Source organism: Streptomyces sp. CA-250714 (genome assembly GCF_050936705.1).
Taxonomy (GTDB): Bacteria; Actinomycetota; Actinomycetes; order Streptomycetales; family Streptomycetaceae; genus Streptomyces.
Genome location: NZ_JBNJMI010000001.1, coordinates 517677 through 543087, shown reverse-complemented (window position 1 = coordinate 543087; position 25411 = coordinate 517677). Strand labels below are relative to the sequence as shown.

The following is a 25411-nucleotide window of genomic DNA, read 5'->3' as shown; positions in this document are numbered from 1 at the left end:
TGCCCCGCAGGGCACGCGGCTCTGGCACGATGACGCGATGTTCGACTTCGGGATCGAGGGCTATCAGCCGTCGTGGACGAGCGGCCCGGCCGAGGTGCTGCGGCAGCACGGGCAGCGCCTGCGCGGGCTCGCCGGGCGGACGCTGACGAACGTCTGGCTGGTCTGGGACCTCGGGGACGACGAGTGGTTCTGCGACTGCCCGGTGCTGTTCGACTTCGACGGTGAGCAGGTCGAGATCAACCATCAGAAGTTCGACCAGCTCTCCGTCACCTGGAACACGATCGATCCGGGTTCCCCGGTCCGGTGGCCCGAATTCGAGCTGCGGTGGCGTGCCGAGCCGCTGCCCGGACCGGCCGCCCTGCGCGGGCTGCCCCTGAGAGGCGTCGAACTGCTGGAGTGGACGGGCCCGGACCTGGCTCGGGGCACGGTCTCGCTGAGCTTCGTCTTCGCGCAGGGCCGGGTCACCGTCTTCAACGCCCTGGACGAGAACGGGCTGGGCTTCGGCCCACCCGACCGGCGCCAGCGCTGCCATCCGCTGCACTGACGCGTGCCGCCGTCGCCCGGGAGCGTCCGGTCAGCAGCCGTACGGCGGCGGCGACCGGAGCGAGCGCCGTCCGTACGCCACAGGCGGCTCGCGGGCTCACGGTCCCGATCCTCAGCACCGGCACCGGCGGGGCTTCGGGGCGCAGCGCACGGCGGACCGACTCGGCAGCCGTCAGGCCGGACCGCACCGCGCTCTCCATCCCCGCCACGCCCGGCGGGGCCGCGCAGTAGTCGCCCGCGAGGTGCAGGCCGGCCAGCGCGGTGGAGCTCAGCGGCCGGTGCCGGTCGGAGCCGGGGCCGGGGGCGAAGAACGGTGCAGCGGAGTGCGGTTGATAGCAGACGTGCTCGATGTCGTCCCAGGTGAGCGTCGGCAGATAGCTCATCAGCTCCGTCACCAGGACCTTGACCGCCTCGCCCTCGGACAGCTCAGCCAGCCGCGCGACACGGCCGACCACGCAGTTGAGGAGGCTGGTGCGGTGCCCCTCCCACACCTGACCGACGTCGAGGAGGGTGATGGCATGGGGCGATCCGACCAGCCGCACATGCTCGTCGGGCAGTCCGGGCAGGCGGCGCCGCAGATACAGATGCAGCGCCCCGAGCGGACGGGAGCGCAACTGGTCCACTCCGTACGCGGGGCGCAGTGCGCCGGTGACGGCGGGGCCGAGCCGGGAGACCTCGCCGTGCGGGACCGCCAGTACGACATGGCCGGTGACGTCCTCCTCCGTCACGGTGTCGCCCTCGCGCACCGTCAGGGTGCCGAGCCGGTCGTCGGCCACCCGCACCGCCACCAGCTTCGCGCCGGTGCGGACCTCGACGCCGTCGGCTTCCAGACGCGCCCGGAACGGCCCGATGAACCACTGCTGAAGGTCGCCCTTCGGCATCCGCACCCGGCCCGGGTGGCGGGCGAACGCGGCGATGCTGCCACGGAAACCCGCCGCCGACACGGCGGGGCTCTCTGCCGCGCTGGACGCCACGAACAGGTGCTCGACGTCGGCGATGGCCGCCTCGGTCAGATACCAGCGGCTGCGCAGGAAGTCGTGCAGCGATTCGTCGCGGGCGCCGTAACGCTGGGCGAGCAGATCGATGACGCCGTAGTAGAACAGCAGCCGGTCGGCGACCGGGGTGACCGCCGACCGGAAGCTGGGGAACTCGCCCGGCAGCAGCTGATAGAAGGTGTCGCACTCGCGCAGATTGCCGAGGATGCCGAGCTCCTCGACGAGGTGCAGGGTGTTGCGGTACCAGGCGGGGAAGATGTGCACGCCGTGGTCCTCGACCCGGTTGTCGATCAGCCGCGATCCGGCCATCCCGCCGAGTTCCGGGCCGGCTTCTAGCAGCCGTACCGGAATCCCGAGCCTGCGGATGTGCCATGCCGCCGTCATCCCGGCCAGCCCGCCTCCGACCACCGTCACGCCGGTCATCGCTGCTGCTCCGCTCCGTCGACGTGCGCCAGATAGCCGGCCATGGCCATGATCGGGTAGACGAGGCGGAGCATGCTGTCCCGCCAGTAGAGGCCGTCGTGGTGGACCACCCAGGTGTGCCAGGGCTCGGCCCAGTCGCCGTCCTCCTGCTGGGTGCGGACCAGGAAGTCGAGCCCGGCGCGCACCGGTTCGCTCCCGGCGCGCCCGGCGGCGATCAGCGCGAGCAGCGCCCAGGCCGTCTGGGAGGGGGTGCTGTCGCCGGTGCCGATCCACCGGGGGTCGTGCAGGGCGCGGATATCCTCGCCCCAGCCGCCGTCGTCCTGTTGATGCGCGACGATCCAGTCGCACGCCCGGGCCACTGCCGGGTCGGTGCCCGGAACCCCGCACGCGGTGAGTCCGGTGACCGCGGCGCTGGTGCCGTGCAGGTGGTAGCAGGCCCACCAGCCGGGCCATGACCCGTCGGAGTGCTGGTTGCGGCGCAGCCACTGGATGCCGCGGCGGGCGGCGGAGGTGTGGGCCAGGCCGTCGGCGCCCAGCGCTTCCAGCACATGCCCGGTGATATCGGCCGACGGCGCTTCCAGGAAGCCGATCCGGGCCAGCGTTTCGCGCCCCGGCAACTGCCAGCGCAGCGGCTCGAACGCGGCCCAGCCGCCGTCCTTGCCCTGCTGGGACAGCATCCACCGGCAGGCCCGCGCACATGCGTCGTCGACGGCCGGGTTGCTGCCGCGCGGATACAGCCGCCGCAGTGCGGTCACCGCGAACGCGGTGTCGTCGGCGTCGGGGTTGGCGTTGTTGGTGAACTCGTACGGCCAGCCACCGGGCACCGGATCCTTGGTCAGTACGGCCCAGTCGCCCAGCTCGGTGACCTGGTTGTCGAGCAGCCAGTGCACTGCCCGTTCCGCCGCCGTCCTGGTGTCGGGCGCACCCTCCATGGCCGCCGCTGACACGGCGAGGGCGGTGTCCATGACCACGGAGGTCCACATCTCGATCCGGCGCTGCCCGTCCTTGACCACCACGTACCGGTCGAGTGCGGCCATCGCCGCCTCGATGACCGGATGGTCCTGCGGGCATCCGGCCGCGCGCAGGCCCATGACCACGTTCGCGGTCTGCGGCCAGTTGCCGCCCCAACTGCCGTCCTGTTCCTGGGTGCGGATCAGCCACCGTGCCGCCTTACGGATCGCCTTGCGGCGCAGTGTGCCGATCGGGCGGCGGGCGTACGCGTGGCTGAGCGTGGTCGCGATCCGTACGGCACGGGGCCGCGGCAGCCGCCGGGCATCCGCCTCGGCGCCGCCCCCGGCGAACAGCTCCCCGATGCCGAATCCGGCGGGAGTGACCGGACGGTGTGCCATGAACAGGCTGTTGGCGACGACGATGCCGCGTGCTGCCGCGCCTATCTGGTAGATGTTGCCGGGACATCTGCTGGGCAGCAGGACGAGCTCCGGCGGGATGAGCGGGATGTCCCGCCACGGCCACAGCCCGATCACGGCGAGCCAGGCGAGCATGGTCGGATTGTCGACCGCCTCGACGCCGCCGTTGCGCCGGATCGACCCGGCCGCCGCCCGCATCTCCGGCTCCTCGGGATCGTGGCCGGCGAGCCGCAGCGCTACGTAGCAGAAGACGGAGAGCAGCAGCTCGTCCGGCCCCCGGTAGTAGGAGGCCCAGCCGCCGGTGGCCGTCTGCTCACCGAGGATCGTCTGCGCCGCGGCGGCCGTCACCGCCTCGTCCGGTAACTGCAGGAAGTGCCGGAAGATGACCTCCCCCGCCTCGCCGATCAGGCTGGTCTCGAAGTCCCCCTTCCAGTAGCCGTCCGGGTCCTGGCGCTGCCGGAGCGCACCGCCGGCCCGGGTCAGTGCCCGGCCGACGTGCGCGGCGAACTCGGCGGCTTCGGCGGAGTCGGTTCTTCCGGTCCCTCCGGTTCTTCCGGTGGTTCCGGCTGTTCCGGTGGTGGCTTCGGTGGTCATCGCTGCGTCCCTCTCGTTGTTCCGCGGGTGGCCGGACTCGCTGCCGCGGGCAGCCGCGCTCCCGGCATGCCGACGCTCTCCGTCGCGGCCGCGATCTTCAGCTGGCGGACGAACATGAAGACCGGAAAGCTCACACACAACGCCAGCACCGGGGCGCCGACGATGTAGGCCCATACGTGCCGGATCCCGAGCCGCCGCGCCTCCAGGACCATGAAGACGGCCAGCGCGGCCCAGACGAGCACCAGGTCTGCGTAGACGAAGCGGGCCGCGAGATTCACCGATGCGTCGCGCAGGAAATCCCGCACGAGCCCGAAGGCCCCGCTGTGGGCGTGATCGAGTACATAGGCAACGGCCATGGAGCCCATGACCAGGCCGCCACCGACGGAGAAGAGCCCGTAGAACAGGCACAGTGCGCGGTCCCGTCCCCGCATCTCGGCGAACGGCATCACAGCGGCCTCCCGAGCGGTTGTCGTACGGCCGGCCGGCTGACCCCCGGGGACGGCGCGAAGGACCGGGTGCGGGCGTAGCGGTAGTCGTCGAGGTCGAAATGCCTGGCCCGCCAGGCCGCCTCGTAGGTCGTGGCAGGCCGCACCGCCGGGGCGTCGCCGCGCTGGTCGAAGTAGTAGCTGTTGGAGCGCGTACAACTGGCGTCGAGAAACACGGTGTTCCGCTGTCGGCGCAGCGTCTTGCGGAACGATCTGTCGTGCTTCTCCGGGCGGACGACCGCTTCCGTGGCGCGCCGTCGCCGGGCCTCCTGGATCACCCGCAGCGCATGCGTGACCTGGTAGTCGATCATCCCGAACCAGGAGCCGCCGGTGAACGAGTAAGGACCGACGATGAACCACAGGTTCGGAAACCCCTTCACCGAACTGCCCTCGTACGTCTGGAAGCGTTCGGTACGCCAGAACTCCTGGAGTTCGCGGCCGTCGGTTCCGTGCATCGGGAACGGCGGCAGATTGTCCAGCACATGGAAGCCGGTGGCCAGTACGAGAACGTCGAGCTGTTGCTCCGCGCCGTCTGCTGTACGGATGCCGGTCGCGGTGACGCGCTCGATCGGTTCGGTGACCAACTTGACGTTGTCGCGGGTGAAGGCGCGCCAGTAGCCCTTGCCGAACGACGGTCGCTTGCAGCCCAGCCGGTAGGAGGGGAGGAGCTTGCGCATCAATTCCCGGTCGCCTTTGACCTGGCTGCGCAGATAGAGCCGGGACAGCGCCTCCCCGGCCCGTACCAGGAAGGGGAACTGGCGGTGGTGGATCATGGCGATCACGAAGCTGAGCTCCGTCACGGTGTCGGTGCACAGTCTCAGCGTCCGCTGCGCCCACGGAGCCGCCCTGAACAGCCTGCGGACCAGCTCGGGCACCGCGATGTCCGGCTTCGGGAACAGCCAGATCGGGGTGCGCTGGTAGACGTGCAGCCCCGCCACCCGAGGGGCGATCTCCGGAACCAACTGCACCGCCGAGGCGCCGGTGCCGATCAGCCCCACCCGCCGGCCGGCCAGTTCCAGTGTGGTGTCCCATTCCGCCGTGTGCACGATGTCGCCCGTGAACCTGTCCAGTCCCTCGATGTCGGGTGACTTCGGCTTGGTGAGCCAGCCGGTGGCGCAGATGACGAACCGTGCCGTCGCCGAGGAGCCGTCCCGCAGGAACGCCCGCCACAGATGCCCGACTTCGTCGTATTCGGCCCGCACCACCCGCGCGTTGAGCCGCAGATGGCGCCGGAGACCGTATTTGCGCACGCAGTGGTCCGCATAGGCCTTCAGCTCCGCCCCGGGCGGAAAGGTCCGGGACCACGCCGGGTAGGGCTCGAAGGCGAAGGAGTAGGAGAACGCGGTGATGTCCACGGCGATGCCGGGATATCTGTTGGCGTGCCAACTGCCACCGACGTCGTCCTGCTCTTCCAGGACCGCGAAGTTGTCGATACCGGCCCGGCGCAGGCCGATCGCGGTGCCGATTCCGGAGAACCCGGCGCCGATCACCAGCACTTCGTACTCCGGCACTTCGTATTCCGGTGCGTCGCGCTCCGGCACGTCGTACTCCGCCTTGTCGCGCTCCGGCACCTCGTGCGCCGGCCTGTCGCGCTCCGGCACCTCCTGCGCGGGAGTCACCGTTTCCCGATCCGGGGGCTCGGTTACTCCCCTGCGGCCGTTCACCGCGCCAGTCCGATCGCCAGCAGGCCCCCGAAAGCGAGCAGCAGCAGGCAGGTGTGTTCCAGTACCGGGATCAGGTCGCTGCCGCGTGCCCCGCCCAGCACCCGTCGTACAGGTATCAGGGCGAACGGGACGGCGCCGAGTACGAGCAGCGCCCAGGGCCGGGCGAACGCGAGGAGCAGTCCGGCTGCGAAGGCACAGCAGATGCGGCTCACGAAGATCTGCCGGGTCTGTCTGTCGCCCAGCCGCACGGCGAGAGTGATCTTCCCCGCGGGGGCATCGGTCGGCAGGTCGCGGAGGTTGTTCGTCATCAGCAGGGCACCGGCGAGCAGACCGATGGGCACGGCGGCACCGAGCGCCAGCAGGGGCACATGGCCGAGCTGGATGAAGACCGTGGCGCACACTGCGACGACCCCGTGGAACAGGAAGATGCTGATGTCGCCGAGCGCCCAGTAGCCGTAGGGCCGCGAGCCGCCGGTGTAGAACCATCCGCCCAGCGCACAGAGCACCGTCAGCGCCAGCAGCCACCACGAGACCGTCACGGCCATGACGACTCCGGCCAGGGCGGCGACGATGTACAGCGCCATCCCCATACGGAAGACCTGCTGCGGAGTGGCCTGTCCGGAGGCGACCAGCCGCAGGGGCCCTACCCGGTCGTCGTCGGCGCCCCGTACCCCGTCGCTGTAGTCGTTGAAGAAGTTGGTGCCGAGGACGAAACCCAGTGCGAACACCACGGTCAGGGCGGTACGCGACCCGCTGAGCGGGCCCAGCGAGTAGGCGATCCCGATTCCCACCGCGATCGGTGCGAAGGTCACCGGCAGGGTCTTCAGCCGGGCACCGATCAGCCAGTTCCGTACCGTGCTGGGAGCGGTCCGCTGCGCGGCGGTCACCATTTCCTTCCCACCCCCAGATAGAGCACGGCGGTGGACTTGATACGCGTCATGCGAACCTCCTCGCGTCGTCCCGCCAGATAGCCGATCCCGTCGCGGAACCGGGGGCGCAGCCCCAGCAGTTCGAGCTCCACCCCGTGCGACCGCGCGACCCGCAGCAGCCGGTCCCGGTTGACGAAGAGGCGGTGATCGTGTGTGCCCCGGGGCGGCCGGCCCGGCAGCGGGACGTTCTCGGCAAGCGTGATGGCGACCAGCCGGGCCAGGCCGGTGTCAGCGATGGTGTCGACGATCAACGTGCCGCCAGGGCGCAGCACCCGGCACAGCTCCGTCACCACGGCGAAGGGATCCGGCACGTGCTCGAGGCACTGCCCCGCTGTGACGACGTCGAACGACTCGTCCGCGAACGGGAGCCCGGCGATGTCGGCCCGGACGACCTCGTCGAAGCCGTGCCGACGGGCCTCGTCGAGCGCTGTCGCCGACAGGTCAACGCCGAATACGCGGTACCCCTTACCGGCCAGATGCGGACCGAACAGGCCGCCTCCGCAGGCGACGTCCAGCAGTCGGGCCTGTTCGCCCTCGGCCTGATGCGCGGTGTCGGGAGCGGGGACGAAATCCGCGCGGGCCCGCGCGATCCAGCCCAGCGGGGCCAGCGGCCCACGTGGGTCCCACCATTGACCGGCGAGACCGTCGTAATCGGTGATGAAGTTGCTTCGGAGCCTGGACACGTACGACCACCATCCGGGAGGGGCGGGGGCTAGGCCCGCTGGAGAGCCGGCATGACCTGCGTCGCGAACAATTCGAGCGAGCTGCGCGCAAGTTCCGGATCAATGTCCGAGAAATAGAACTGAATGCTGGCTGTCTCGAAGCCCCCGCACGCGGCGTGGTAGTCGAGCAGCATCTTGGTGATCTCGTCGGGGGAGCCGACGAGCGCGGAGCCACGCTCATGGAGCCGGTCGAAATCGTCCTGACGCAGCTTCTCGATCATCTTCCGGTACCCGGGATAATCGGCGCTGTCGGCCCCGGTGGTCCATTCACTGGCGCCTTCCACCAGCATTCTGAGATACCGGTTGATCGGTTCGCGCCCCGTGCTCCGTGCGGTCTCGCCGTCCGGCATGCACAGCATATGGAAAGCGAGCATGACGTGACCTTCGCCGGGCCGTCCCGACTCCTGCCACGCCTTCCGGTAGACATCGAGGTTCCGGCGCAGCGAATCGGGCACCACAGGCTGCGCCATGATGCCGTAGCCGAGCTCACCCGCCATCCGGAAACTCTCCTCGGTGGACAGCGCTGCGATCCAGAACGGCGGGTGCGGGCGCTGTGTGGGCCGGGGGAGGGAGGTGGTGGGCGGGAAACGGTGGAACTTGCCGTGGTGCGCCACTTCTTCCTCGGCCAGCAGCTCCCGGACGACCTGGACGCCTTCCTCGAAACGGTCCCGGCTCTCGTTCATGTCCACGCCGAACCGCTGGAACTCGTGCGGGAGGAACGCCCGCGCAAAACCTATCTCGGCCCGCCCTCCCGAGATCGCGTCCAGCATCCCGATCTCACCGGCCAGCTTGAGCGGGTGATTGAAGGCGGGCAGCACGGCACCGGTGATCAGCTTCAGTCGACGGCTCCGCTGCGCGGCGGCCGAGAGAAAGACGATCGGGTTCGGTGAATATCCGCCATACCGTCGGAAATAGTGCTCGACAATCCGTACGTGCTGGAATCCGAGCCGGTCGCCGAGTTCGACGAAGTCGAGGCACTGGGCGAAGTATTCGGCCGCACCCCTGTCGCGTTCGTCGACGTCGGGGAAGAAGGCCAGGCCGACATCGATCATATTGCCCTCCGTGTGCTCCATGTGCTCCGAATGCAACGTGTGCAGCGGGTGCTCCGTGTGCGGTGGAATTCGTTCCGGCCCACGCCCGGTCATCTCAGGTCACTCGGGACACAGCGACGGGAAGCTGCTCGTACCGTCGACTCCCGACGAAGTCGCGCAACCGGTCGAGCCCGTCCCAGATTTCGGTGAAGCCGGTGTAGAGCGCAGCCGGCCCGATCCGCAGCCGGTCCGGGGCGCGGAAATCACAGATCACTTTCTTCTCCGACCGCAGGCCGGGACAGATACGCGAAGCGTCCGGGTGCGCCAGTGCGATGTGCGCACCACGCCGGCCGGCCTGACGCGGGGACGCGAGCCGGAAACCGAGCGGTGCCAGCCAGGCGTCGGCCAACCGGATCGCGAATTCCCCGAGTTGCACCGACTTCTCGCGCAGCCGGCTGATCGGCACCCGTTCCAGCACATCCAGCGCGGGCTCGACCGCGGCCAGTGACAGCAGCGGGGGAGTGCCCACCAGAAAGCGGTCGATACCGCTCACAGGCGCGTACGTCTCCGCCATCCGGAACTGGTCCCGCTGGCCGTACCAACCCCAGACCGGTTGCCGCAGCCGCTGCTGAAGCTCCTTGCGTACATAGAGGAATGCGGGTGATCCCGGCCCGCCGTTCAGATACTTGTATGTGGACCCCACGGCCAGCTCAGCCCCGTCCGCCCCCAGCCGTACGGGGATCACGCCGGCCGCGTGGCTGAGATCCCACAGCACGCGTGCTCCGGCCCGTCCGGCGGCGTCCTCGACCGCGGCCATATCCAGGAGCGCGCCGGAGCGGTACGAGACGAGGGACAGCACCACCAGGGCGACGTCCCCGCTGAGCGCGCGGCGCAACACATCGAGGTCGAGCCCGCGGTCGGGATCGGAGGGCAGCATCTCCAGCCGGAGCTGCCGCTGCTCGGCCAGACCTTGGAGGATGTAGCGGTTGGTGGGGAAGTCGTCCGCGTCCGCCAGAATCGTGCTGCGCCCCGGATTCGCGTCCAACGCGGCGGCAGCCAGCTTGTACAGGTTCACCGAAGTGGAATCGGAGAGCACCACCTCGCCCGGGCCGGCGCCCAGCGTGTGGGCTGCCAGCCGGTCGCCGAGCCGCCCGGCCCAGGTGATCCAGGTCTCCCAGGACTCCACCAGCCCGGTGCCCCATTCCTCGACCACGATGCGGTCGAGGAAGCCGGCCGTGGCCCTGGGCAGCCGGCCCAGCGAGTTGCCGTCCAGATAGATCGCCTCGGGATCGGTGCGCACGAACTCGTCCCGGAATTCCCGCAGCGGATCGGCGGCATCCAGCTCCTCGGCGATTGCACGTTCCGTCCCGGCTCTCATGGCGTTCACCGGGAGAGGGCGGTCGACCGGGGCGTCCGGGCTGACGGCCGTTCGTGCGCGCACAGTTCCTCCTTGGTGGATACGGCGGAATCCCGTGTTTGTGCCAGTACGGCCCTGCCGAGCGCGGTGTGCGGATTTCCCAGATCGTGGGGGAGATCGAAATGGTTGCGCGTCGGGCACACGATTTCGGTGACCTGTGTATCGCGCTGCCTGAGCAATGCCGTCATGGCGTTGTGCTGGCGGATGAATTCCGCCGTCTCGCCACCGCCGCGAGCGATGACGACCGGTGGCAGCCGCCGCGGCAGGTGATGGACGGGGCTGTTGCGCAGCGCGGCTTCGGCGTCCAGCCCCAGGGCATCGTTGACATAGGTGTGTCGCAGGGGCTCCAGGTCGTAGATTCCGCTCAGCAAGGCCGCGCCCGCGACCAGGCGCGCGGTTTCCCGGGTGAGCGCCATCGCCACCAGATGGGCGCCTGCCGAACTTCCGCCGAGATGAATCCGCCGCGGGTCGATTCCGAAGCGCGGGGCATTGGCGTGCAGCCATGCCACGGCCTCACACACCATGGTGACGATCTCATCGAGGGAGTAGGCGGGCGCCGAACCGTAGTCGATCGCCGCGAACGCTGTTCCCGCGGCGATGAAGTCCCGGGCGGCGAAAGCGGATTCCTCCTTCGTGAGCTCCTGCCAGTAACCGCCGTGCACAAAGACCTGGAGCGCCGATGCGCCGCCATCGACCGGGAACAGATCCAGTCGGGCCGCCGGGGACGCGCCGTAGCACAGATCGGCGAGCGGGCGGTGTTCGGCGCGAACAGCAGCACTGAGGTCGGCGTACGCGTCCAGACAGGCGCGCAGGCTCGGGACGACGGAACTGGGGGAGTACTCCCGGTCGAGCTCCGGCCGGCTCAATCCCGGATAGCCGGCGCCACCGATTCCGCGGCTTTTCCCGCGCCGGCGCATACGTCGAACACGTCGGCTCATGCGACGGTCCCGTATTCCGCGCGTGCCCGCTGGAACAGCTCCACGAACAGCGGATCGATGGCGTCCCGTCCGGGCTTGAAATGGTGCCCGAAGCGCCGGTCGTACTCCTCGAACCACTCCCTCCTGTCCTTGAGGAACAGGATGTCGTGCAGGGCCATACGCCGTATCGCCACCAGCGGCACCGGTGAGCGGTTGACGGGAAACTCCGGATTCCTGGCGGACGGTTCCTCGCACAGCGGATGCAATTGACCGACCATCATGCCCCGGCGGACGGCGATCGATTTGACCGCGCGATGTGCCTCGTCGAGCAGTTGACACTCGTCCGGCGCCAGATCGGGCATTCCGACGACCAGGCTCCGCAGTGCCACGTTCGAGCCGTTCCACTCGATCAGGTCGAACTCGTTCAGAGCGTGCCGGATGAGCTGGGTGAGGCTCGCGAGGCTGGGCGTCGGACCGACCCGCCGGGTGCGGATCTCCAGCGACCCCGCACGCAGTGACGGCGCCGCGAACGGGCAGACGGCTCCCCTCCGCCCGAGGTTCTCGTGCGGCCGGCACACGTATGCCTCCAGCCAGTCGCGGATCAGCGTCTCCGTGCCGTCCGGGGCGGCCGGATCCCCCGATTCGGAAAGGGCCGGATTCCCCGATCCCGAAGGGATGAGGGTGCCGCGCAGGGAATGGAGGGCGGGATGCTGGGACAGCAGGCTGTCGACCAGGCTGCGCAGATAGCGTGCGACAACCGGCGCGCGCCGCGAGAAGGACGGATGGGACTCCACCGCACGCAGGGCGTCCGCCACATGCTGCTGCGCCACCTGAGCCGCGCGGCTGATGGCGCCCGATTCGTGTATGACGGAGAGAATCTCCTGGCACTGCTCGGCGGAGAGCGGCCGCTCAGCCAACAGCGGCAGCAGCCGGTCCGGGAAATCCTTGACGGCATAGATCACCGGTAGCGTGTACACGCCGTTGAAGAGGTCTTTCGCCACCTGTTTCCCGGTCTCCGCGCCGCACACATCGAGGATGTCGTCCCAGATCTGGAACGCCATGCCCAGGTTGTGCCCGAAACTCTCCAGCGCGTCCTGCACCTCTTGGCCCGCCCCGCATTGCACCGCGCCGAGCATGGTGGCCGTCCGCATAAGACGTGCGGTCTTTCCGGAGACGGCGGCGAGATAGTCGTCCTCGGTACGCGAAGCGTCGTGGAGTTGACTGGACTCCAGCATCTGACCCACGCACACATCGACCAGTGTTTCGGCCACGGACAGTGCGCAGGGAACGCGGAGAGACGCGGCCGCCTGCATACAGCGCGCCAGCAGATAATCACCGGTGAGCAGCGCGAGAGTGCCGCCGTACTTCGTATGCGCGGTGGGGGCTCCCCGCCGTACCTTCGCTTCGTCGATCAGGTCGTCATGGTAAAGCGTTGCGGTGTGCAGGATTTCCACGACGGCGGCGGCATCGATGACCGCATGGTGCGTTGCCTCGTCGGGTTCGTCCGCGACGAGATAGGACGAGAGCAGCACAAGAGTGGGCCGCAGCAGCCGGCCCGGATGTTCCACGGCATACATGACCGGGCCGTGAATCATCGGATGTGGCGGCGCCACCAGTGTGCGAAGCCTCTCCCTGACTTCGGTCAAGTCGTTTTGCAGCTGTTCTTGAACCTGGGTGGGCCCGCCGTCGAGCGGAGAATCGTCCACGAGCAGAGCCGGAGTTTGCGTCATCGATACTTCCTCCGAAGCGGCATCTTGGCAGCCATTTCGTACGCTAAGAGGCCGCACCAGGATGTGTATCGACAAATTCTCAAAGAATAAGGAGCCGCCGAGTCCGGTTCAGCGCGCGTAAGGGCTGGGGCAGTTGTGGAAGAGGAGCTGTTCCGGCGCGAGAGGGAGCTGAATAGGCCGAGATCGGCCGACACCATCTTCAACCCGGGCTCGATCGTCGTACGGCGTGATGGTGCTCCGGCCGTAGGCCACCGCGCCCGTCCGCGCCGCCCGCGAGGCCGCCGACGGCGAGAGACCGACCGCGGCCGTCAACAGTCCGGAAAACAGCAGGAGATGGTGACATGGAGAGCGGGAACGGAGCCCCGGTGGCGCAGGCGCCTGGAGCGATACCCGTCCTGGGGCATCTGCCGGCGTTCTTACGGGCACCACTGGCATTTCTGCGCAGCCTGCCCGCGCACGGCCAACTGGTGGAGATCCGGCTCGGGCGGAAACCCATAGTCGTGGTGTGCGACCCCGAACTGACCCGTACGGTGCTGGTCCGCGACCGGGTCTTCGACAAGGGCGGCCCCCTCTTCGAGCGGCTGCGCGAAGCGGGCGGACAGGGCCTGGCCACCTGCCCGAGCGGGGAACACCGCCGGCAGCGCCGGCTCATCCAGCCGGCTTTCCACCACGGCCGGTTCGCGGGCTACGCCGGCATCATGACCGAGCGGATCGACAGCATCATCGGAAGCTGGCACGACGGTCAGACCCTCGACCTGACCGTCGAGTCCCGCAGGATCACCGCCGACGTCGTCGTCTCCACCGTCTTCGGCACCGGCCTGGACAGCGCCGTCCACACCCGCCTGGCCACCGACTTCGAAACGCTGCTGGCCGGATTCACCCGGCACAGCCTGCTGCCGAAACCCCTGCGCAAGGTGCCCACACCCGGCAACGTCCGCTACGAGCAGGCCACCCGCAGGGTGCGCCGGAACATGACCGAACTCACCGCCGAATACCGCGCTCACGGCAGCACCGAGGAATCCAACCTGCTGTCACTGCTCATCGCGGCCCGCGACCCGGAGAGCGACTCGCCTGCCCTGACGGACGACGAACTCGTGGACCAAGCCGTGACCATGTACTCCGCCGGGACCGAGACGACAGCGGGCGCCCTCTGCTGGGCGCTGTACCTGGCAGCGCTGCACCCCCCGGTCCAGGAGCGGCTGACGGCCGAGGTCGGCACCGTGCTCGACGGGCGGACCGCCGGCTGGAGCGACCTGCCCCACCTCACCTACACCCGGCAGGTGTTCAACGAAGCCATCCGGATGTACCCGCCGGGCTGGTTCCTCACCCGGCAGACCGAGGCGGACACCAACCTGGGCCCACACATCATCCGGCAGGGCACCACGATCGCGTACAGCCCCTACCTCATCAGCCATCTGCCGACGCTCTACCGGGACCCCGAACGCTTCGACCCCGACCGCTGGGAAACGCCGGACGGAGAGCCGGACGTCCCGGTGACCGTGTTCGGCGGCGGCGCCCGCAAATGCATCGGCGACGAGTTCGCACTCGTCGAAGGCGTCCTCCTGCTGGCCTCGCTGCTCAGCCACTGGCACATCGATCTCCACCCCGGCAGCCTCACCCTGCCCCGCCTGCCCCAACTCACCCTCAACCCGGGCAGGATGAAAGCCACTCTCACCAGCCGCAGCCGTCACCGTTCCGCCGCCCCCGCACAGCCCGCCCCGCACGAGACGGCCAGGTGAACTCCGCGCTGGCAGGCGGCGGCCGGGCGGCTCAGCCCGTGGAGACGGGAAGTATCTTCTCGACGGGATCCTCGGCCAGTGCCTCGGGCAGCCGGTGATGCACCTCGAAGACTCCGACCAGCCGGGTGTGCTTGAGGATGCGCAGGAAGCTGCGGCTGTCGGTGACCAGTCGCAGGCGCCCCCGGCGCGCCACGGTGCGGTTCCTCGCCCGGCACAGGAGGCGCAGGCCGCTGCAATCGATGAAGGACACGGACCGCAGATCCACCACCAGTTCGGGACGCGGCCCCGCGGTCAGCGCGTCGAGCCGGGCCCCGAGGGACGGCGCCGTACGGATGTCGATCTCGCCGCTCAGTTCCACAACGGTCACGCCACCGACGAGGCGTTCCGTGTGGCAGGGCGCGGACTCGATGAGGTTCTCGTACATGAACGAAGGAAAGCCGGGGCGGCATACCACTCGATAGGGCCGGTCGGTCCCGCGCCTATGTTCGGGTCCCGGACAGCGCCGTACCAGCAGCGCCGTACCAGCAGCGCCGTACCAGCAGCGCCGTACCAGGGCCGTTCTCCGGACCCGGAAGTACCGGCGGGCGTGATGTGACCGCTATGCGGACAGCTTCAGTCTGTTATCGGATGGGTAGGGCTCCGTCGCACGCAGCGTTCTTCGACGGGGTACTCGGAAGCCGACACCCGACGGCCGCCCGGGAGGGGCCGGCCCGGCGAGGCCCGGGACCTGCGGCCTCTGCCCTGTGACCACTTCCGTGCCGACTCTGGGAGCGGATTCCGATACGAGAGGTGGACGCCATGTCCCGCAACGTGACCGTGGGCCTCGACGGCTCACCCGAGAGCAGTGCCGCCGCCGAATGGGCGGCTCGCGAGGCCCAGCTGCGCGGTCTGCCGCTGCGACTGCTCCACGTCCGCGAGCCGGCTCCCGGGCCCGTCGCGCAGACCCGTTCGCTGGTCGGCGCCGAGCCGCAGCAGCGCTGGAGTGAACGGATGCCCCAGGAGGCGGCCGACGGCATCCGGCTGCGCCACTCCGGGGTGGAGGTGACCGTCGAACAGGCCGAGGGCCCGCCCGCGGAGCTGCTGACGACCGCGGCGAAGGACGCCGAGCTGCTGGTCCTCGGCTCCCGCGGGCTGGGCGGGATCGCCGGATTCCTGGTCGGCTCCGTGGGGCTGGCCGTCGCCGCCGATGTGGAGCGGCCCGTGGTCTTCGTACGGGCCGGGGAGCAGGCGGCCGACGAGCACGCCATGGACCCGGCCGGCATCCCGTCCGCCGCGACTGCTTTCCGCCCGGTCGTCCTCGGGCTCGACGCCGACAGCCCCAACGACGCCGTGCTCGCCTTCGCCTTCGAGGAGGCCGCCCGGCGCGGCGCCGCCGTGCGGGCCGTGCACGCCTGGAACCTGCCGCCCTACTACGTCTACGGCATGTCCGCGCTGCTCGGTCTGCACCAGGAGCTCGCCAAGCAGAAGGCCGCCGAGATCACCGAGGCGCTGCGTCCGTGGCGCCTGAAGTACCCGGATGTGGAGGTCGTCGAGGAATCCCGCATCGGCAGCCCCGCCGGCCACCTGGTCGAAGCTTCGTACGACGGGTCACTGGTCGTCGTGGGCCGCCGCACCCGACGCGGCCGTCTCGGCGCCCGCCTCGGCTCCGTCGCCCACGCCGTCCTGCACCACGCCGCTGCCCCGGTGGCTCTCGTCGCGCACGGCTGACGCCCGCCCGACGCCCGCGTCCGGCACGGGTACGGGGCGGCCGCCACCGAGGGCGGCCGCCCCCAACCGTCACAGGGCCCGGTTGACCGCCGCGAGTATCGCCCGTACGGAGGCGGTCAGTACGGAGGTGTCACGGCCCGCGCCCCAGCGCACCTCTTCGCCTGTGCGGCAGCAGGCGTAGGCCAGGGCGGGGCTGTCCGGACCGGAAGTGGTGGCGTGCTGGACGAAATCCAGCACGGTGACGGACACTCCCGCGCCCTCCAACGCCCGGACGAAGGCGGACAGCGGACCGTTGCCGGTGCCCTCGTACCAGCCGGGCCGAACCTCGTGGCCGCTCAGCCAGCAGGTGAACCGGTGCTCGCCGGGGGCGGTCTCCTCCGTGCTCCAGGACTCCAGCACCAGCGGCCCCATCTCGCCCGGTTCCAGATACGCCGCCGAGAACAGCTCCCACAGCTCCTTCGGTGTCGCCTCCCGCCCGCTGTCGTCGGTGGCCTCCTGCACGACGCGGGAGAACTCGGCGCGCAGCTCCGCGGGCAGCTCCACACCGTGGTGCGTGCGCAGCAGATGGCCGATACCGCCCTTGCCGGACTGGCTGTTGACGCGGATGACCGCCTCGTAACTGCGCCCCAGATCCGCCGGATCCACCGGGAGATACGGCACCTCCCACGGCGCCTGCGCCTCCGGCACCCCCAACTCGGCGGCCCGGCGCGCGTGGTGGGCGAAGCCCTTGCTGATGGCGTCCTGGTGGGTTCCGGAGAACGCCGTGTGCACCAGTTCGCCGCCGTAGGGGTGGCGGGGGTGCACCGGCAGCTGGTTGCAGTGTTCGACGGTGGCGCGGACGGCGTCCAGCTCCGAGAAGTCGATCATCGGGTCGACGCCCTGCGCGTACAGGTTGAGGGCGAGGGTGACCAGGTCGACATTGCCGGTCCGCTCCCCGTTGCCGAACAGACAGCCCTCCACGCGCTGCGCACCGGCCAGCACGGCGAGCTCGGCGCAGGCGACGCCGGTGCCGCGGTCGTTGTGCGGGTGGACGGAGAGGATGACGGCGTCCCGGCGGGCCAGGTTTCGGTGTGCGTACTCGATCTGGTCGGCGTAGACATTGGGGGTGGCGATTTCGACGGTCGCGGGGAGATTGTGGATGACCGGCCGGTCCGGCGACGCGTCCCACAGTTCGGTCAGCTCGTTGCACAGCCCCAGCACATAGTCGGGCTCGGTCAGCACGAACACCTCGGGGGAGAACTCGAACCGGATGTGCTGCGACGGGCGCGCGTCCGCCAGCCGCGCCAGCTGCTCGGCCGCTTCCCGTACCAGCGCCCGCACCTCATCCCGGCCACGGCCGAGTACGACGTCGCGCCACACCGGCGCGGTGGGCGTGTAGAGGTGGACGACGACGCGCGGCAGCCCGTCGACGGAGGCGAAGGTGCGCTCGATCAGATCCCGCCGCGCGGGCGTGAAGACGACGACCGTCACATCGTCGGGCACCGCACCGGAGGTCGCCAGATGACGGACGAAGTCGAAGTCGGTGCGGCTCGCCGACGGATAGGCGACCTCGATCTCCTTGAAGCCCAGCCGCACCAGCATGTCGAACATCAGCCGCTTGCGTTCCGTCCCCATCGGCTCGGCCAGCGCCTGGTTGCCGTCGCGCAGATCGACGGGAACCCACAGCGGGGCCTGCTCGATGCGGGCCTCCGGCCAGCGGCGCTCCGCGCCGGGGGCGGACAGGGGGAGGTGGACCCGCTCATGGGCGGGGCGGTAGCGGTGGAACGGCATACCGCTGGGCCGCTGCGGGTTCCAGTCGGGCGCCCCGGCTCGGGCGACGGGGGAGTGGGGGCGGGAGGGGGATTGCTGAGTGTGCATGTGTCTGCGACTTTCCTCGGCACGGTCGGTGGGAGACCGGCAGCACGGCACCCCACGGCGGGGTGCCGGTCTGGTCAGACCCCGCCGCGGCAGCCGAGGAGAAGGAGCTCGCAGACGATCATTGCGGGGCATGCAAGCACACCCCCTGCCTCCCCCGCAACACACTTATTCGGCACGCGCTTTCACCCCTCGCCCGCCCCCCCGTCCGCCTTTGGTCGAGCCGGACGACTCTGTCCGCCGGCCGCAGTGCGGCTCCCCGGCCAACTCGGGGGTGCCGACCGGCACATGACGACCGGCGTGGGAGGGCCCGGCGGCCCTCCGATAGGGTCCGGCGCCATGAGTGCGGTGCATCCCAACGCCTGGGCGGCGGAGGCGATCCGGCGGGTCCGGGCCGACGGTCCAGGGTCGGTGCCCACCCCGCTCCGGGCCCTCCCGATGCCCGCGCTGGAAGGCGTGGACATCTACTTCAAGGACGAGTCGGTCCTCCCGTCCGGCAGCATGAAGTACCGCCTGGTACGCGCCATGTTCTGTCACGCGATCGCCAGTGGGGAGATCGCCGCTGACACACCTGTGTTCGCGGCGACAGGCGGGGCGGTCGCAGTTGCCGGGGCACGCTTCGCGAAGCTGCTCGGCCTGCCGTTCACCGCGGTCGTACCGGCGAAGACCCCGGCGACCCTGCTGGCGCGGATCGCGGACGAAGGCGGGCAGTGGCAGATGGCACAGCAACCACCGGCCGCCGTGCAGGAGGAGACTCGCGCTGTGGCGGCCCGCAGCGGCGGCTACTTCCTGGACCATTTCAGCGACGCGGAGCGGGCCATGGCCGGCTGGGACGGGCCCACGATCGTCGACGAGATCTTCGCCCAGCTGAAGTCCGAGCCGCGGCCGGTGCCGGAGTGGATCGTGACCGGCGCCGGAACCGGAGCCACGTCAGCGACGATCGGCCGTCACCTGCGGCGCCACGGCCACCCCACCCGGCTGGCCGTGGTGGACCCGGAGCACTCCGCGTATTTCCCCGCGTGGGCGAGTGGCTGCGGCGACTACGCCACGGGGATGCCGTCGCGCATCCCCGGCATCGGCCGCCCCCGCGTCGAGCCCGGCTTCATACCAGGAGTGATCAACCTGGTGATCCCGGTCCCGGACGCCGCATCGGTCGCGGCGATGCGCCGGCTGCACACCGAGGCCGGTATCGAGGCCGGACCCGCGACCGGCACCAGTCTGTGGGGGGTGTGCCATCTGGCGGCGCGGATGCGGGCGGCCGGGAGCAGCGGCAGCGTCGTCGCCCTCATCGGGGACAGCGCCGAGCCCTACCGGGAAACCTTCCTCAGGGCCGAGTGGCTCCGCGCACGGGGTCTCGACCCGGAGCCGTACGAGGCCGATCTCGCACGCTTCGCCCGTACCGGGGAATGGCCGACCGCCGGGTAGCTGATCTCATCGCCTGGTGCCCCGTCCGCAGGCGGCCGTTGCGCGCGGCAGCCGGTGCTTCGTAGTTGGCGGACGCTGCCGTTCGGGTTGGTTTCCCGCCCGGCGCAGGGCGGCCGGGCGGCTGCCATCAGGGGTATCCCCGGCTTTTTGTGGGGCCACGCACCCTCCGCGTCGACAGGTGCCCGGAATGTCCGCTTAGCCTCGTCAGCGGATGTGATCAAGTCGGTCACCAGCGAGGACGCGAAGGAGTGCCGGGCATGGCCGGGAGCACGTTGAAGGACAAGGTCGCACTCGTCGGCGGGGGTGAGAAGAACCTGGGCGGACTGCTCAGCAGGACGTTCGCCGAGTCCGGAACGAACGTCGTGGTGCACTACCACACCGCGGAGAACGCGGCGGAGAAGACCGTCAAAGCCATCGAGGAGGCGGGCGGCCAGGCGATCGCCGTCCAGGGAGACCTGACGAAGGTGGCGGACGTACAGCGGCTGTTCGACACCGCGGTGGACACCTACGGCGGTGTCGACATCGCGGTGAACACCACCGGGATGGTGCTGCGCAAGCCGATCCTGGAGACCACCGAGGAGGAGTACGACCGCATGTTCGGCATCAACGCCAAGGCGGGCTACTTCTTCATCAAGGAGGCCGGACGGCGGCTGAACGACGACGGCAGGATCATCAGCCTCGGCACCTCCCTGCTCGCGGCCTTCACCGACGGCTACTCCACCTACGCCGGTGGCAAGGCGCCGCTGGAGCACTTCACCCGAGCCGCGGCCAAGGAGTTCGCCGACCGCAGGATCTCGGTGAACGTCGTGGCGCCGGGGCCGATGGACACGCCCTTCTTCTACCCGCAGGAGACCCCGGAGCGGGTGGAGTTCCACAAGTCGCAGGCCATGGGGGACCAGCTGACCCGGATCGAGGACATCGTTCCGGTGATCGAGTTCCTGGCCACCGACGGCTGGTGGTTCACCGGCCAGACGCTGTTCCCCAACGGCGGCTACACCACCCGCTGACCCGGGCCTGGGCCTGGGCCCGGACCCGGGCCAAAGCCCGGTCCGGACGCCCTCCAAGGCGGACCGCGCCGCGTACAGCTGCCCGGCGCTGTTCGCGGGAGCCGTCGCCGGACATCGGCGGCGGTGACAGCACAGGACGAAGGACACACTGCCGGGAGGCGGGATGAGCGCAGGCGACAACCTCGCGGAGCGGACCGGGGCGCTCCGGCGGGCGATGCGGGGCCGGGACCCGGCGGAGGAGCACCGGGCGGCCACCCCGCTGGAGCTGCTGTTCGATCTGACGTTCGTGGTCGCGGTCGCGCAGGCCGCCGCCCAACTCCACCACGCGCTGGCCGAAGGCCACGTCGGATCCGGGCTCACCGGCTATGCCGCGGTGTTCTTCGCGATCTGGTGGGCGTGGATTAACGGAGCAACACCGCTCTGACCTGCAAAAGGAAACCCTCGTAACCCCAGCGGCCGACATCGCACCCTGAGCGAGGAGCGGCTATGGAACGTGACGATATGTCCACCCTGCGGGCGCTGGGGTTCGAGGACGAAGAGCTGAAGCGGCTCGGTCTGTGGGATGTGCCCACGGGACCCCCTGCCGAGCTGGCAGAGCTGTACATCAGGCGCAGCAAGAAGCGGGAAGACCAGGCCACGCTTCGCGCACATGTTCGAGACGTATGCCGCGCGGCAGCCGCTGAAGGCAAGATCATTCGCCATGTGTGGTTCGAGCAGCGCAGCGCGAGCAAGGCTCATGTGCGACGCGAGGAATTCGACAACGCCGTTAAGGCTGTACTCGATGGGCGGAGTAAAACCCTCTACGTCTGGAAAACTGACAGGTTGTCACGTAGGGGGATGGGCCAAGTTGGGCTGCTGCTCGATGACCTGGAGCGGCGCGGGGCACGACTTGTCAGCGTGGTTGAGGGACTTGATTCCTCGCACGGCGGACGGATGGTTTTCGCGATCCTCAGCGAGCGGGCGCGGGACGAAGCCAAAGACATCTCACTGCGTACAAAGATCGGCGTAGACGCGATGAAGCGCGAGGGGCGCTGGCCTGGCGGCGTAGTGCCTTTCGGTCTGCGGTGCCCCCCAGGGTCCGGAAAGCTGGAACACGACCCCAAGGAATATCCGACAGCGCGCCGGATAGCGGAGTATCTGCTGGATGGCGTAGTCCCCGCAGTCATCGCTGACAAGCTGAATGGTGAGGGTATCCGGACGCGTAAGGGCATGCTGTGGCGCGCGCAGACGATCATTAATCTCGCAACGTCCCCAAGCTGGGCGGGGCTCATACCGGACCGTGACCGAGTGACCGACGAATTCGGCACTCCGCTGGACAAGTGGCACCGTGGCGGAAACCCACTTATGGGCCCAGACGGACACCCAATCACATGCGGCGTAGGAGTGATCACGTTCGCCGAGCGTGAGCGAATTTTGGCGATGTTCCGCGCACGTTCACGGCCTGGGACCACCATCGGCGACCGCACGCGCGGAAAACGAGCAGCCGCGACGATCATGACGGGGATTCTGCGCTGTCCGTTCTGCAAAGGGCCCATGGGCAACGGGGGATTGAATTACCGATGCGACGCCCGGGTGAACCAGGGCCCTTCGGTCTGTAAGGGAGTGGCGACACTCCGTAGTCGAGTGGACGACGCCGCCGGGATCATGTGGATCAACCATGTGGTGAATCTCCCACCTGAGTCCCCGACAATCCTGGCCATCGCACAGCGCTGGATGTCGTTCAAAGATCCAGCGAAAGAGGCACGGAAACAGGCTGTGGGTGCCGCGCTGGATAATGCGGTCGCGCGTGAACTCCGTCTCCAGAAAGAGTTCTTCATCGTCGGAGGAATGGACGAGGGGCGGTACGACACGCTGCGGTCAGAAATGGCCGGACAGATTGAGTCGCTCAAGGCTGAATTCCGAGAGCTCACAGCGGACTCGGACCTACTGCCCCTATTGGACCCCGAGGCCGTAGCGGGACTGTGGGAGGGGGCGGGGCTTGAGAGTAAGCGGGGACTACTCCGCTCAGCGCTGAAGAGCGTCACGCTGGTGCCGCCGAAGTACATCGGAGATAAGACGCCGATACTCGATCGGCTCATCCCCGACTGGCGCGAGTGAGCTGCGCCACATTTGTGCCGCTCAGATGAGCACAGCGGGCAGGGGCGGTGTAGACCCGTGTAGAAATACATAGCTCTGACCTGCAAGAATGTAGAGATGTAGAGATGAAGCACTTCCTGTTCCATCTATAAGGCTCCACAGGGGGAACAGCGAACCCCACCATTCCTACATCTCTACATTCCTCCAGCTCAGACCCATGTTGACCCTACACAGGTCTACATCGCTCCCGAATAGGTCGGTTTTCAGCGAGGAAACCCGTGTAACCCTAGATAGGTAGAGGGGATGATCCCGCGCACACACGCACGCGATGCAGGCGGACAGCGGCCCCCTCACTTCTCCCCGTTGTAGCACCCGCAGCGCCTCTCCCTGCTGCGGTTCTGATGCTCCGGGGATGTTGCGCAGCGCTTCGCCAAGGGGTAGGACTCTGCGGTGAAGCGCTGCGCCACAATCTCCCGTACGCCGCGAGGTTAAGACCGGAAGCGTGCGGGATGCAGGTAGCCCCGGAGCGATCCGGACGCTTGTCCCGTAGCTCAGCCAGGCAGAGCAACCGCCCCCACTCCACAGAGGGTGGGATTGCGGCATGTCGCGGGTTCAAATCCCGCCGGGAACGGGGCTGCCGTACGGTTCTGTAGCTCAGTTGGAAGAGCGTCCGGTTGAAGCCCGGAGTGCGTAGGTTCGATCCCTGCCGGAACCACAAGAGGCGTCCCGTGCGGACGGGGCTAGCACTAGGTAAGAGGCGTGAAGGAAGCGAAGTTACGAGTGCGGAACTGCCACGCCCCCCCCCCTCTGCCTCTCTGAGGGGCTGTACGCCTCTCTGAGCGCCTGGCACGGCTTCACCGGTACACGACCCCGGTGAGGCCCTGCGAAGCTCTCAGACGGGCACACAGCGCGCTGAGGGCATGAGAAAGCCCCCGGGGGATACCGGGGCATCTCGTGTGCGCCTCACCCACGCTGCTGTGCGTGTTCCCGCGCCGCCTCTTTCTGATCATCCAGGGCTGCGCTGCGATACACGCCGTACGCACGCATCTGCTTGGGTGTCAGGTCATCGATCATGGCGAACAGCTTCGCCTTTTCTTTCTCAGCCTGCGAGTGGCCCATGAAGTACTCCTGCGCCTCTTCGCCCTTCACGTTCATCTCTTGACCGAAGATCGCTTCGAAGTCCGGAGTGACAGCCCTGGCACCGCACAGCTTGCACGTGTGGTTGGCCCCCATGCTGTGCGTGGCGTAAGGCCGCTTACAAGGCTGCTTGAAGTCGTAGCAGTACATGATCCCCACCCCTTCAGGTACGTCTCCCTACCGAAACCAGTAGAGCAGAGCTGCCACATGCGTGCAACCCCCTGACACAAGAAAACCCCGGCGAACCGGGGGATTCTCGCTGACGCTACTGCGCGAGTTCGAAGGCGTGGTCCGTTGGGAACTGCCCGCGACAGATTCCCTTGTGGCAGTACAGCGTGCACCATCCGGGAATGTCACTAGGCTCCCAGCGCTGCACCGTGACCACCGCGAAGTCCCTCAGCCCGTCAACGACGATGCGAGTACCGGCCACTGCCTCTCGCGCTGTGATTGTCTGCATGCCGCCCCCTTGTGAGTGTTTGAAGACTCAACAGGGGGCGTCGCTGGGGTCAGCGGGTACCGTGTCCACCTGTAGGCATGTTGTGCGCTGCATGCTCCGCAGCACCTACAGGATTCACCTGCCTGCCCTTACGCCCGTACGGCCAGCATGTACGGGAGGAACGCCCCCTGTTGAGTTGTCTTGCTGAGATGAGTACAGCAGAGCTGCCGCATGCGCGCAACCCCCTGGACAAGAAAATGCCCCCGAGTTTCCCCGGGGGCGAGAGCCGAACGGCCCTAGGAGATGAGACCCACCTTGCGCGCCTCTTCCTGCGTGAAGGTGCGAACACCCATGTAGTGGGCGGTCTGAGGGTCACCAGCGTGCCAGTAGCCGACTCGGATCGTTCCCTGGCGAGTTACCGCGTGGGCGGACACGGTGGCGGTACCAGAGTAGGTGCGGAAGGTGTTGTTCACGGTCATGGCTTCCTCTCCGGCCCGGGTGCCTCCCGTGCACTGAAACCAGTACAGCGGCTCACGCGCGTGTGCGCAACCCCCTGACACGAAAAAGCCCCCGGACGAATCCGGGGGCCGTTCTCCGCGTCAGTCCTTCAGCGTCCATCCCCACTTGAGGGACTGCGAGACCGCTAGCCGGTAGCGCCCCTCTCCGACGCCACGCAAGCTGTCACGCGCCGTTACGCGCCCGTTGGTGCGGACTTCCTTGACCAGGATCTCTCGGGACCGTGAGTACTTGATGTGCAGCTCAGTTCCCGTCCAGTCAGGCTCCCAGTACGGTCCGGTACGCACAAGGACGGTGCGCAGGATGTCATCGCTCTGTGCAGGTGCTGCCTGTTCAGGTGCGCTCTCCTCGTTCCGCTGCTCTCGGATGGACTCGCGCAGTGCATCGCGGAGCGTGGTTGCGTTCAGGTTGCTGAGCGATACCGTGGCCATGATCCCCACCTCTGGTTGTTTGCTGCTGAAGCCAGTACAGCAGTGGGCGCGCACTCGTGCAACCCCTAGGCGACAAATTTTGTCGCCTCAGAGAAGAAATCCCCCGGCGAACCGGGGGATTTCTCGCTGTCAGCGCTGCCGTAGGACGCTGATTCGCTTGCGCGTACGGGAAATTCGGTCGGACAACACCCAATATTGCTCCCAGTCCTGCGCTGATGACGCCGCGCGAAGCTGGTTGATCAAGCCACGCAGGCTGTTTCTAGCCT

21 protein-coding genes, 1 tRNA gene and 1 pseudogene are annotated in these 25411 nt (G+C 68.5%); 8 read left to right on the top strand and 15 right to left on the bottom strand.

The features are described 5' to 3' along the window. The first annotated feature begins 37 nt into the window (after positions 1-37). Positions 38-544 carry a hypothetical protein gene (locus ACQEU8_RS02640; protein ID WP_433096344.1) on the top strand — a complete coding sequence of 169 codons (507 nt, stop codon included), beginning with the start codon at positions 38-40 and terminating at the stop codon, positions 542-544. On the opposite strand, the gene ACQEU8_RS02635 is transcribed toward ACQEU8_RS02640, so the two are convergent. From ACQEU8_RS02635 to ACQEU8_RS02590, 10 genes are all read right to left on the bottom strand, one after another. Then, positions 471-1961: an FAD-dependent oxidoreductase gene (locus ACQEU8_RS02635; RefSeq protein ID WP_433096342.1), complete on the bottom strand. Its 1491-nt coding sequence runs from the start codon at positions 1959-1961 to the stop codon at positions 471-473. The genes ACQEU8_RS02640 and ACQEU8_RS02635 overlap by 74 nt on opposite strands. Further along, the gene (gene shc / locus ACQEU8_RS02630) at positions 1958-3922 is read right to left on the bottom strand and encodes a squalene--hopene cyclase (protein WP_433096340.1); all 1965 of its coding nucleotides are present in this window, start codon (positions 3920-3922) and stop codon (positions 1958-1960) included. The genes ACQEU8_RS02635 and shc overlap by 4 nt, the downstream gene beginning before the upstream one ends. Continuing rightward, positions 3919-4368: a DUF2834 domain-containing protein gene (locus ACQEU8_RS02625; RefSeq protein ID WP_433096338.1), complete on the bottom strand. Its 450-nt coding sequence runs from the start codon at positions 4366-4368 to the stop codon at positions 3919-3921. Before ACQEU8_RS02625 ends, shc begins: the two co-directional genes overlap by 4 nt. Further along, the gene (locus ACQEU8_RS02620; protein ID WP_433096336.1) at positions 4368-6026 is read right to left on the bottom strand and encodes a flavin-containing monooxygenase; all 1659 of its coding nucleotides are present in this window, start codon (positions 6024-6026) and stop codon (positions 4368-4370) included. Before ACQEU8_RS02620 ends, ACQEU8_RS02625 begins: the two co-directional genes overlap by 1 nt. A gap of 41 nt (positions 6027-6067) precedes the next feature. Further along, positions 6068-6961 (bottom strand): 1,4-dihydroxy-2-naphthoate polyprenyltransferase, encoded by an 894-nt coding sequence (locus tag ACQEU8_RS02615; RefSeq protein WP_433096334.1) that lies wholly within the window; start codon positions 6959-6961, stop codon positions 6068-6070. Then, positions 6955-7683: a bifunctional 2-polyprenyl-6-hydroxyphenol methylase/3-demethylubiquinol 3-O-methyltransferase UbiG gene (gene ubiG / locus ACQEU8_RS02610; protein ID WP_433096332.1), complete on the bottom strand. Its 729-nt coding sequence runs from the start codon at positions 7681-7683 to the stop codon at positions 6955-6957. Before ubiG ends, ACQEU8_RS02615 begins: the two co-directional genes overlap by 7 nt. Positions 7684-7712: 29 nt before the next feature. Next, the gene (locus ACQEU8_RS02605; RefSeq protein WP_433096330.1) at positions 7713-8795 is read right to left on the bottom strand and encodes an LLM class flavin-dependent oxidoreductase; all 1083 of its coding nucleotides are present in this window, start codon (positions 8793-8795) and stop codon (positions 7713-7715) included. 73 nt (positions 8796-8868) lie between these two features. Beyond that, on the bottom strand, positions 8869-10194 hold the full coding sequence (gene kynU / locus ACQEU8_RS02600) for a kynureninase (RefSeq protein ID WP_433096328.1): 1326 nt from the start codon (positions 10192-10194) through the stop codon (positions 8869-8871). Beyond that, entirely contained in the window at positions 10137-11108 is a 972-nt protein-coding gene (locus ACQEU8_RS02595; RefSeq protein WP_433096326.1) for an alpha/beta hydrolase, read from the bottom strand. Before ACQEU8_RS02595 ends, kynU begins: the two co-directional genes overlap by 58 nt. After that, positions 11105-12817: a polyprenyl synthetase family protein gene (locus tag ACQEU8_RS02590; protein WP_433096324.1), complete on the bottom strand. Its 1713-nt coding sequence runs from the start codon at positions 12815-12817 to the stop codon at positions 11105-11107. Before ACQEU8_RS02590 ends, ACQEU8_RS02595 begins: the two co-directional genes overlap by 4 nt. A 341-nt stretch (positions 12818-13158) precedes the next feature. Between ACQEU8_RS02590 and ACQEU8_RS02585 the strand changes: the two genes are divergently transcribed. Then, complete coding sequence (locus tag ACQEU8_RS02585) at positions 13159-14556, top strand: cytochrome P450 (protein WP_433096322.1); 1398 nt, start codon at positions 13159-13161, stop codon at positions 14554-14556. Between the two features lie 31 nt (positions 14557-14587). Here ACQEU8_RS02585 and ACQEU8_RS02580 read toward each other — a convergent pair whose 3' ends face one another. Beyond that, a complete protein-coding gene (locus ACQEU8_RS02580) occupies positions 14588-14980 on the bottom strand; it encodes an STAS domain-containing protein (protein WP_433096320.1) in 393 nt (130 codons plus the stop codon). 374 nt (positions 14981-15354) lie between these two features. Here ACQEU8_RS02580 and ACQEU8_RS02575 point away from each other — a divergent pair, with 374 nt between their 5' ends. Next, positions 15355-16263 carry a universal stress protein gene (locus tag ACQEU8_RS02575; RefSeq protein WP_433096318.1) on the top strand — a complete coding sequence of 303 codons (909 nt, stop codon included), beginning with the start codon at positions 15355-15357 and terminating at the stop codon, positions 16261-16263. Positions 16264-16332: 69 nt separating this feature from the next. On the opposite strand, the gene ACQEU8_RS02570 is transcribed toward ACQEU8_RS02575, so the two are convergent. Then, positions 16333-18120 (bottom strand): 2-isopropylmalate synthase, encoded by a 1788-nt coding sequence (locus ACQEU8_RS02570; RefSeq protein WP_433096316.1) that lies wholly within the window; start codon positions 18118-18120, stop codon positions 16333-16335. Positions 18121-18456: 336 nt separating this feature from the next. Here ACQEU8_RS02570 and ACQEU8_RS02565 point away from each other — a divergent pair, with 336 nt between their 5' ends. The 5 genes and pseudogenes from ACQEU8_RS02565 (at position 18457) to ACQEU8_RS02545 (ending at position 23340) form a co-directional block, all read left to right on the top strand. Next, positions 18457-19542 carry a pyridoxal-phosphate dependent enzyme gene (locus ACQEU8_RS02565; RefSeq protein ID WP_433096314.1) on the top strand — a complete coding sequence of 362 codons (1086 nt, stop codon included), beginning with the start codon at positions 18457-18459 and terminating at the stop codon, positions 19540-19542. 257 nt (positions 19543-19799) lie between these two features. Next, positions 19800-20549, top strand: a complete 750-nt coding sequence (locus ACQEU8_RS02560) for an SDR family oxidoreductase (protein ID WP_433096312.1) — start codon at positions 19800-19802, stop codon at positions 20547-20549. Between the two features lie 214 nt (positions 20550-20763). Continuing rightward, positions 20764-20955 (top strand): annotated as a pseudogene (locus ACQEU8_RS02555) (low temperature requirement protein A); the annotation flags it as partial. 80 nt (positions 20956-21035) lie between these two features. Continuing rightward, positions 21036-22646 (top strand): recombinase family protein, encoded by a 1611-nt coding sequence (locus ACQEU8_RS02550; RefSeq protein ID WP_433096310.1) that lies wholly within the window; start codon positions 21036-21038, stop codon positions 22644-22646. 622 nt (positions 22647-23268) lie between these two features. Further along, positions 23269-23340 (top strand) — tRNA-Phe (locus ACQEU8_RS02545). Positions 23341-23588: 248 nt separating this feature from the next. On the opposite strand, the gene ACQEU8_RS02540 is transcribed toward ACQEU8_RS02545, so the two are convergent. The 3 genes from ACQEU8_RS02540 to ACQEU8_RS02530 all read right to left on the bottom strand — a co-directional run bounded on the left by ACQEU8_RS02540 (position 23589) and on the right by ACQEU8_RS02530 (position 25145). Further along, a complete protein-coding gene (locus tag ACQEU8_RS02540; protein ID WP_433096308.1) occupies positions 23589-23912 on the bottom strand; it encodes a hypothetical protein in 324 nt (107 codons plus the stop codon). Positions 23913-24494: 582 nt separating this feature from the next. Then, positions 24495-24677 (bottom strand): hypothetical protein, encoded by a 183-nt coding sequence (locus ACQEU8_RS02535; protein WP_433096306.1) that lies wholly within the window; start codon positions 24675-24677, stop codon positions 24495-24497. A gap of 120 nt (positions 24678-24797) precedes the next feature. After that, positions 24798-25145: a hypothetical protein gene (locus ACQEU8_RS02530; RefSeq protein WP_433096304.1), complete on the bottom strand. Its 348-nt coding sequence runs from the start codon at positions 25143-25145 to the stop codon at positions 24798-24800. Between the last annotated feature and the right edge of the window lie 266 nt (positions 25146-25411).

Excerpts from the sequence above, each read along its gene's own strand:
- ACQEU8_RS02640 (WP_433096344.1), top strand. The coding sequence starts at position 38 with ATGTTCGACTTCGGGATCGAGGGCTATCAGCCGTCGTGGACGAGCGGC.
- ACQEU8_RS02635 (WP_433096342.1), bottom strand. The coding sequence starts at position 1,961 with ATGACCGGCGTGACGGTGGTCGGAGGCGGGCTGGCCGGGATGACGGCG.
- shc (WP_433096340.1), bottom strand. The coding sequence starts at position 3,922 with ATGACCACCGAAGCCACCACCGGAACAGCCGGAACCACCGGAAGAACC.
- ACQEU8_RS02625 (WP_433096338.1), bottom strand. The coding sequence starts at position 4,368 with ATGCCGTTCGCCGAGATGCGGGGACGGGACCGCGCACTGTGCCTGTTC.
- ACQEU8_RS02615 (WP_433096334.1), bottom strand. The coding sequence starts at position 6,961 with ATGGTGACCGCCGCGCAGCGGACCGCTCCCAGCACGGTACGGAACTGG.
- ACQEU8_RS02605 (WP_433096330.1), bottom strand. The coding sequence starts at position 8,795 with ATGGAGCACACGGAGGGCAATATGATCGATGTCGGCCTGGCCTTCTTC.
- ACQEU8_RS02595 (WP_433096326.1), bottom strand. The coding sequence starts at position 11,108 with ATGAGCCGACGTGTTCGACGTATGCGCCGGCGCGGGAAAAGCCGCGGA.
- ACQEU8_RS02590 (WP_433096324.1), bottom strand. The coding sequence starts at position 12,817 with ATGACGCAAACTCCGGCTCTGCTCGTGGACGATTCTCCGCTCGACGGC.
- ACQEU8_RS02585 (WP_433096322.1), top strand. The coding sequence starts at position 13,159 with ATGGAGAGCGGGAACGGAGCCCCGGTGGCGCAGGCGCCTGGAGCGATA.
- ACQEU8_RS02580 (WP_433096320.1), bottom strand. The coding sequence starts at position 14,980 with ATGTACGAGAACCTCATCGAGTCCGCGCCCTGCCACACGGAACGCCTC.
- ACQEU8_RS02575 (WP_433096318.1), top strand. The coding sequence starts at position 15,355 with ATGTCCCGCAACGTGACCGTGGGCCTCGACGGCTCACCCGAGAGCAGT.
- ACQEU8_RS02570 (WP_433096316.1), bottom strand. The coding sequence starts at position 18,120 with ATGCACACTCAGCAATCCCCCTCCCGCCCCCACTCCCCCGTCGCCCGA.
- ACQEU8_RS02565 (WP_433096314.1), top strand. The coding sequence starts at position 18,457 with ATGAGTGCGGTGCATCCCAACGCCTGGGCGGCGGAGGCGATCCGGCGG.
- ACQEU8_RS02560 (WP_433096312.1), top strand. The coding sequence starts at position 19,800 with ATGGCCGGGAGCACGTTGAAGGACAAGGTCGCACTCGTCGGCGGGGGT.
- ACQEU8_RS02550 (WP_433096310.1), top strand. The coding sequence starts at position 21,036 with ATGGAACGTGACGATATGTCCACCCTGCGGGCGCTGGGGTTCGAGGAC.
- ACQEU8_RS02540 (WP_433096308.1), bottom strand. The coding sequence starts at position 23,912 with ATGTACTGCTACGACTTCAAGCAGCCTTGTAAGCGGCCTTACGCCACG.
- ACQEU8_RS02535 (WP_433096306.1), bottom strand. The coding sequence starts at position 24,677 with ATGACCGTGAACAACACCTTCCGCACCTACTCTGGTACCGCCACCGTG.
- ACQEU8_RS02530 (WP_433096304.1), bottom strand. The coding sequence starts at position 25,145 with ATGGCCACGGTATCGCTCAGCAACCTGAACGCAACCACGCTCCGCGAT.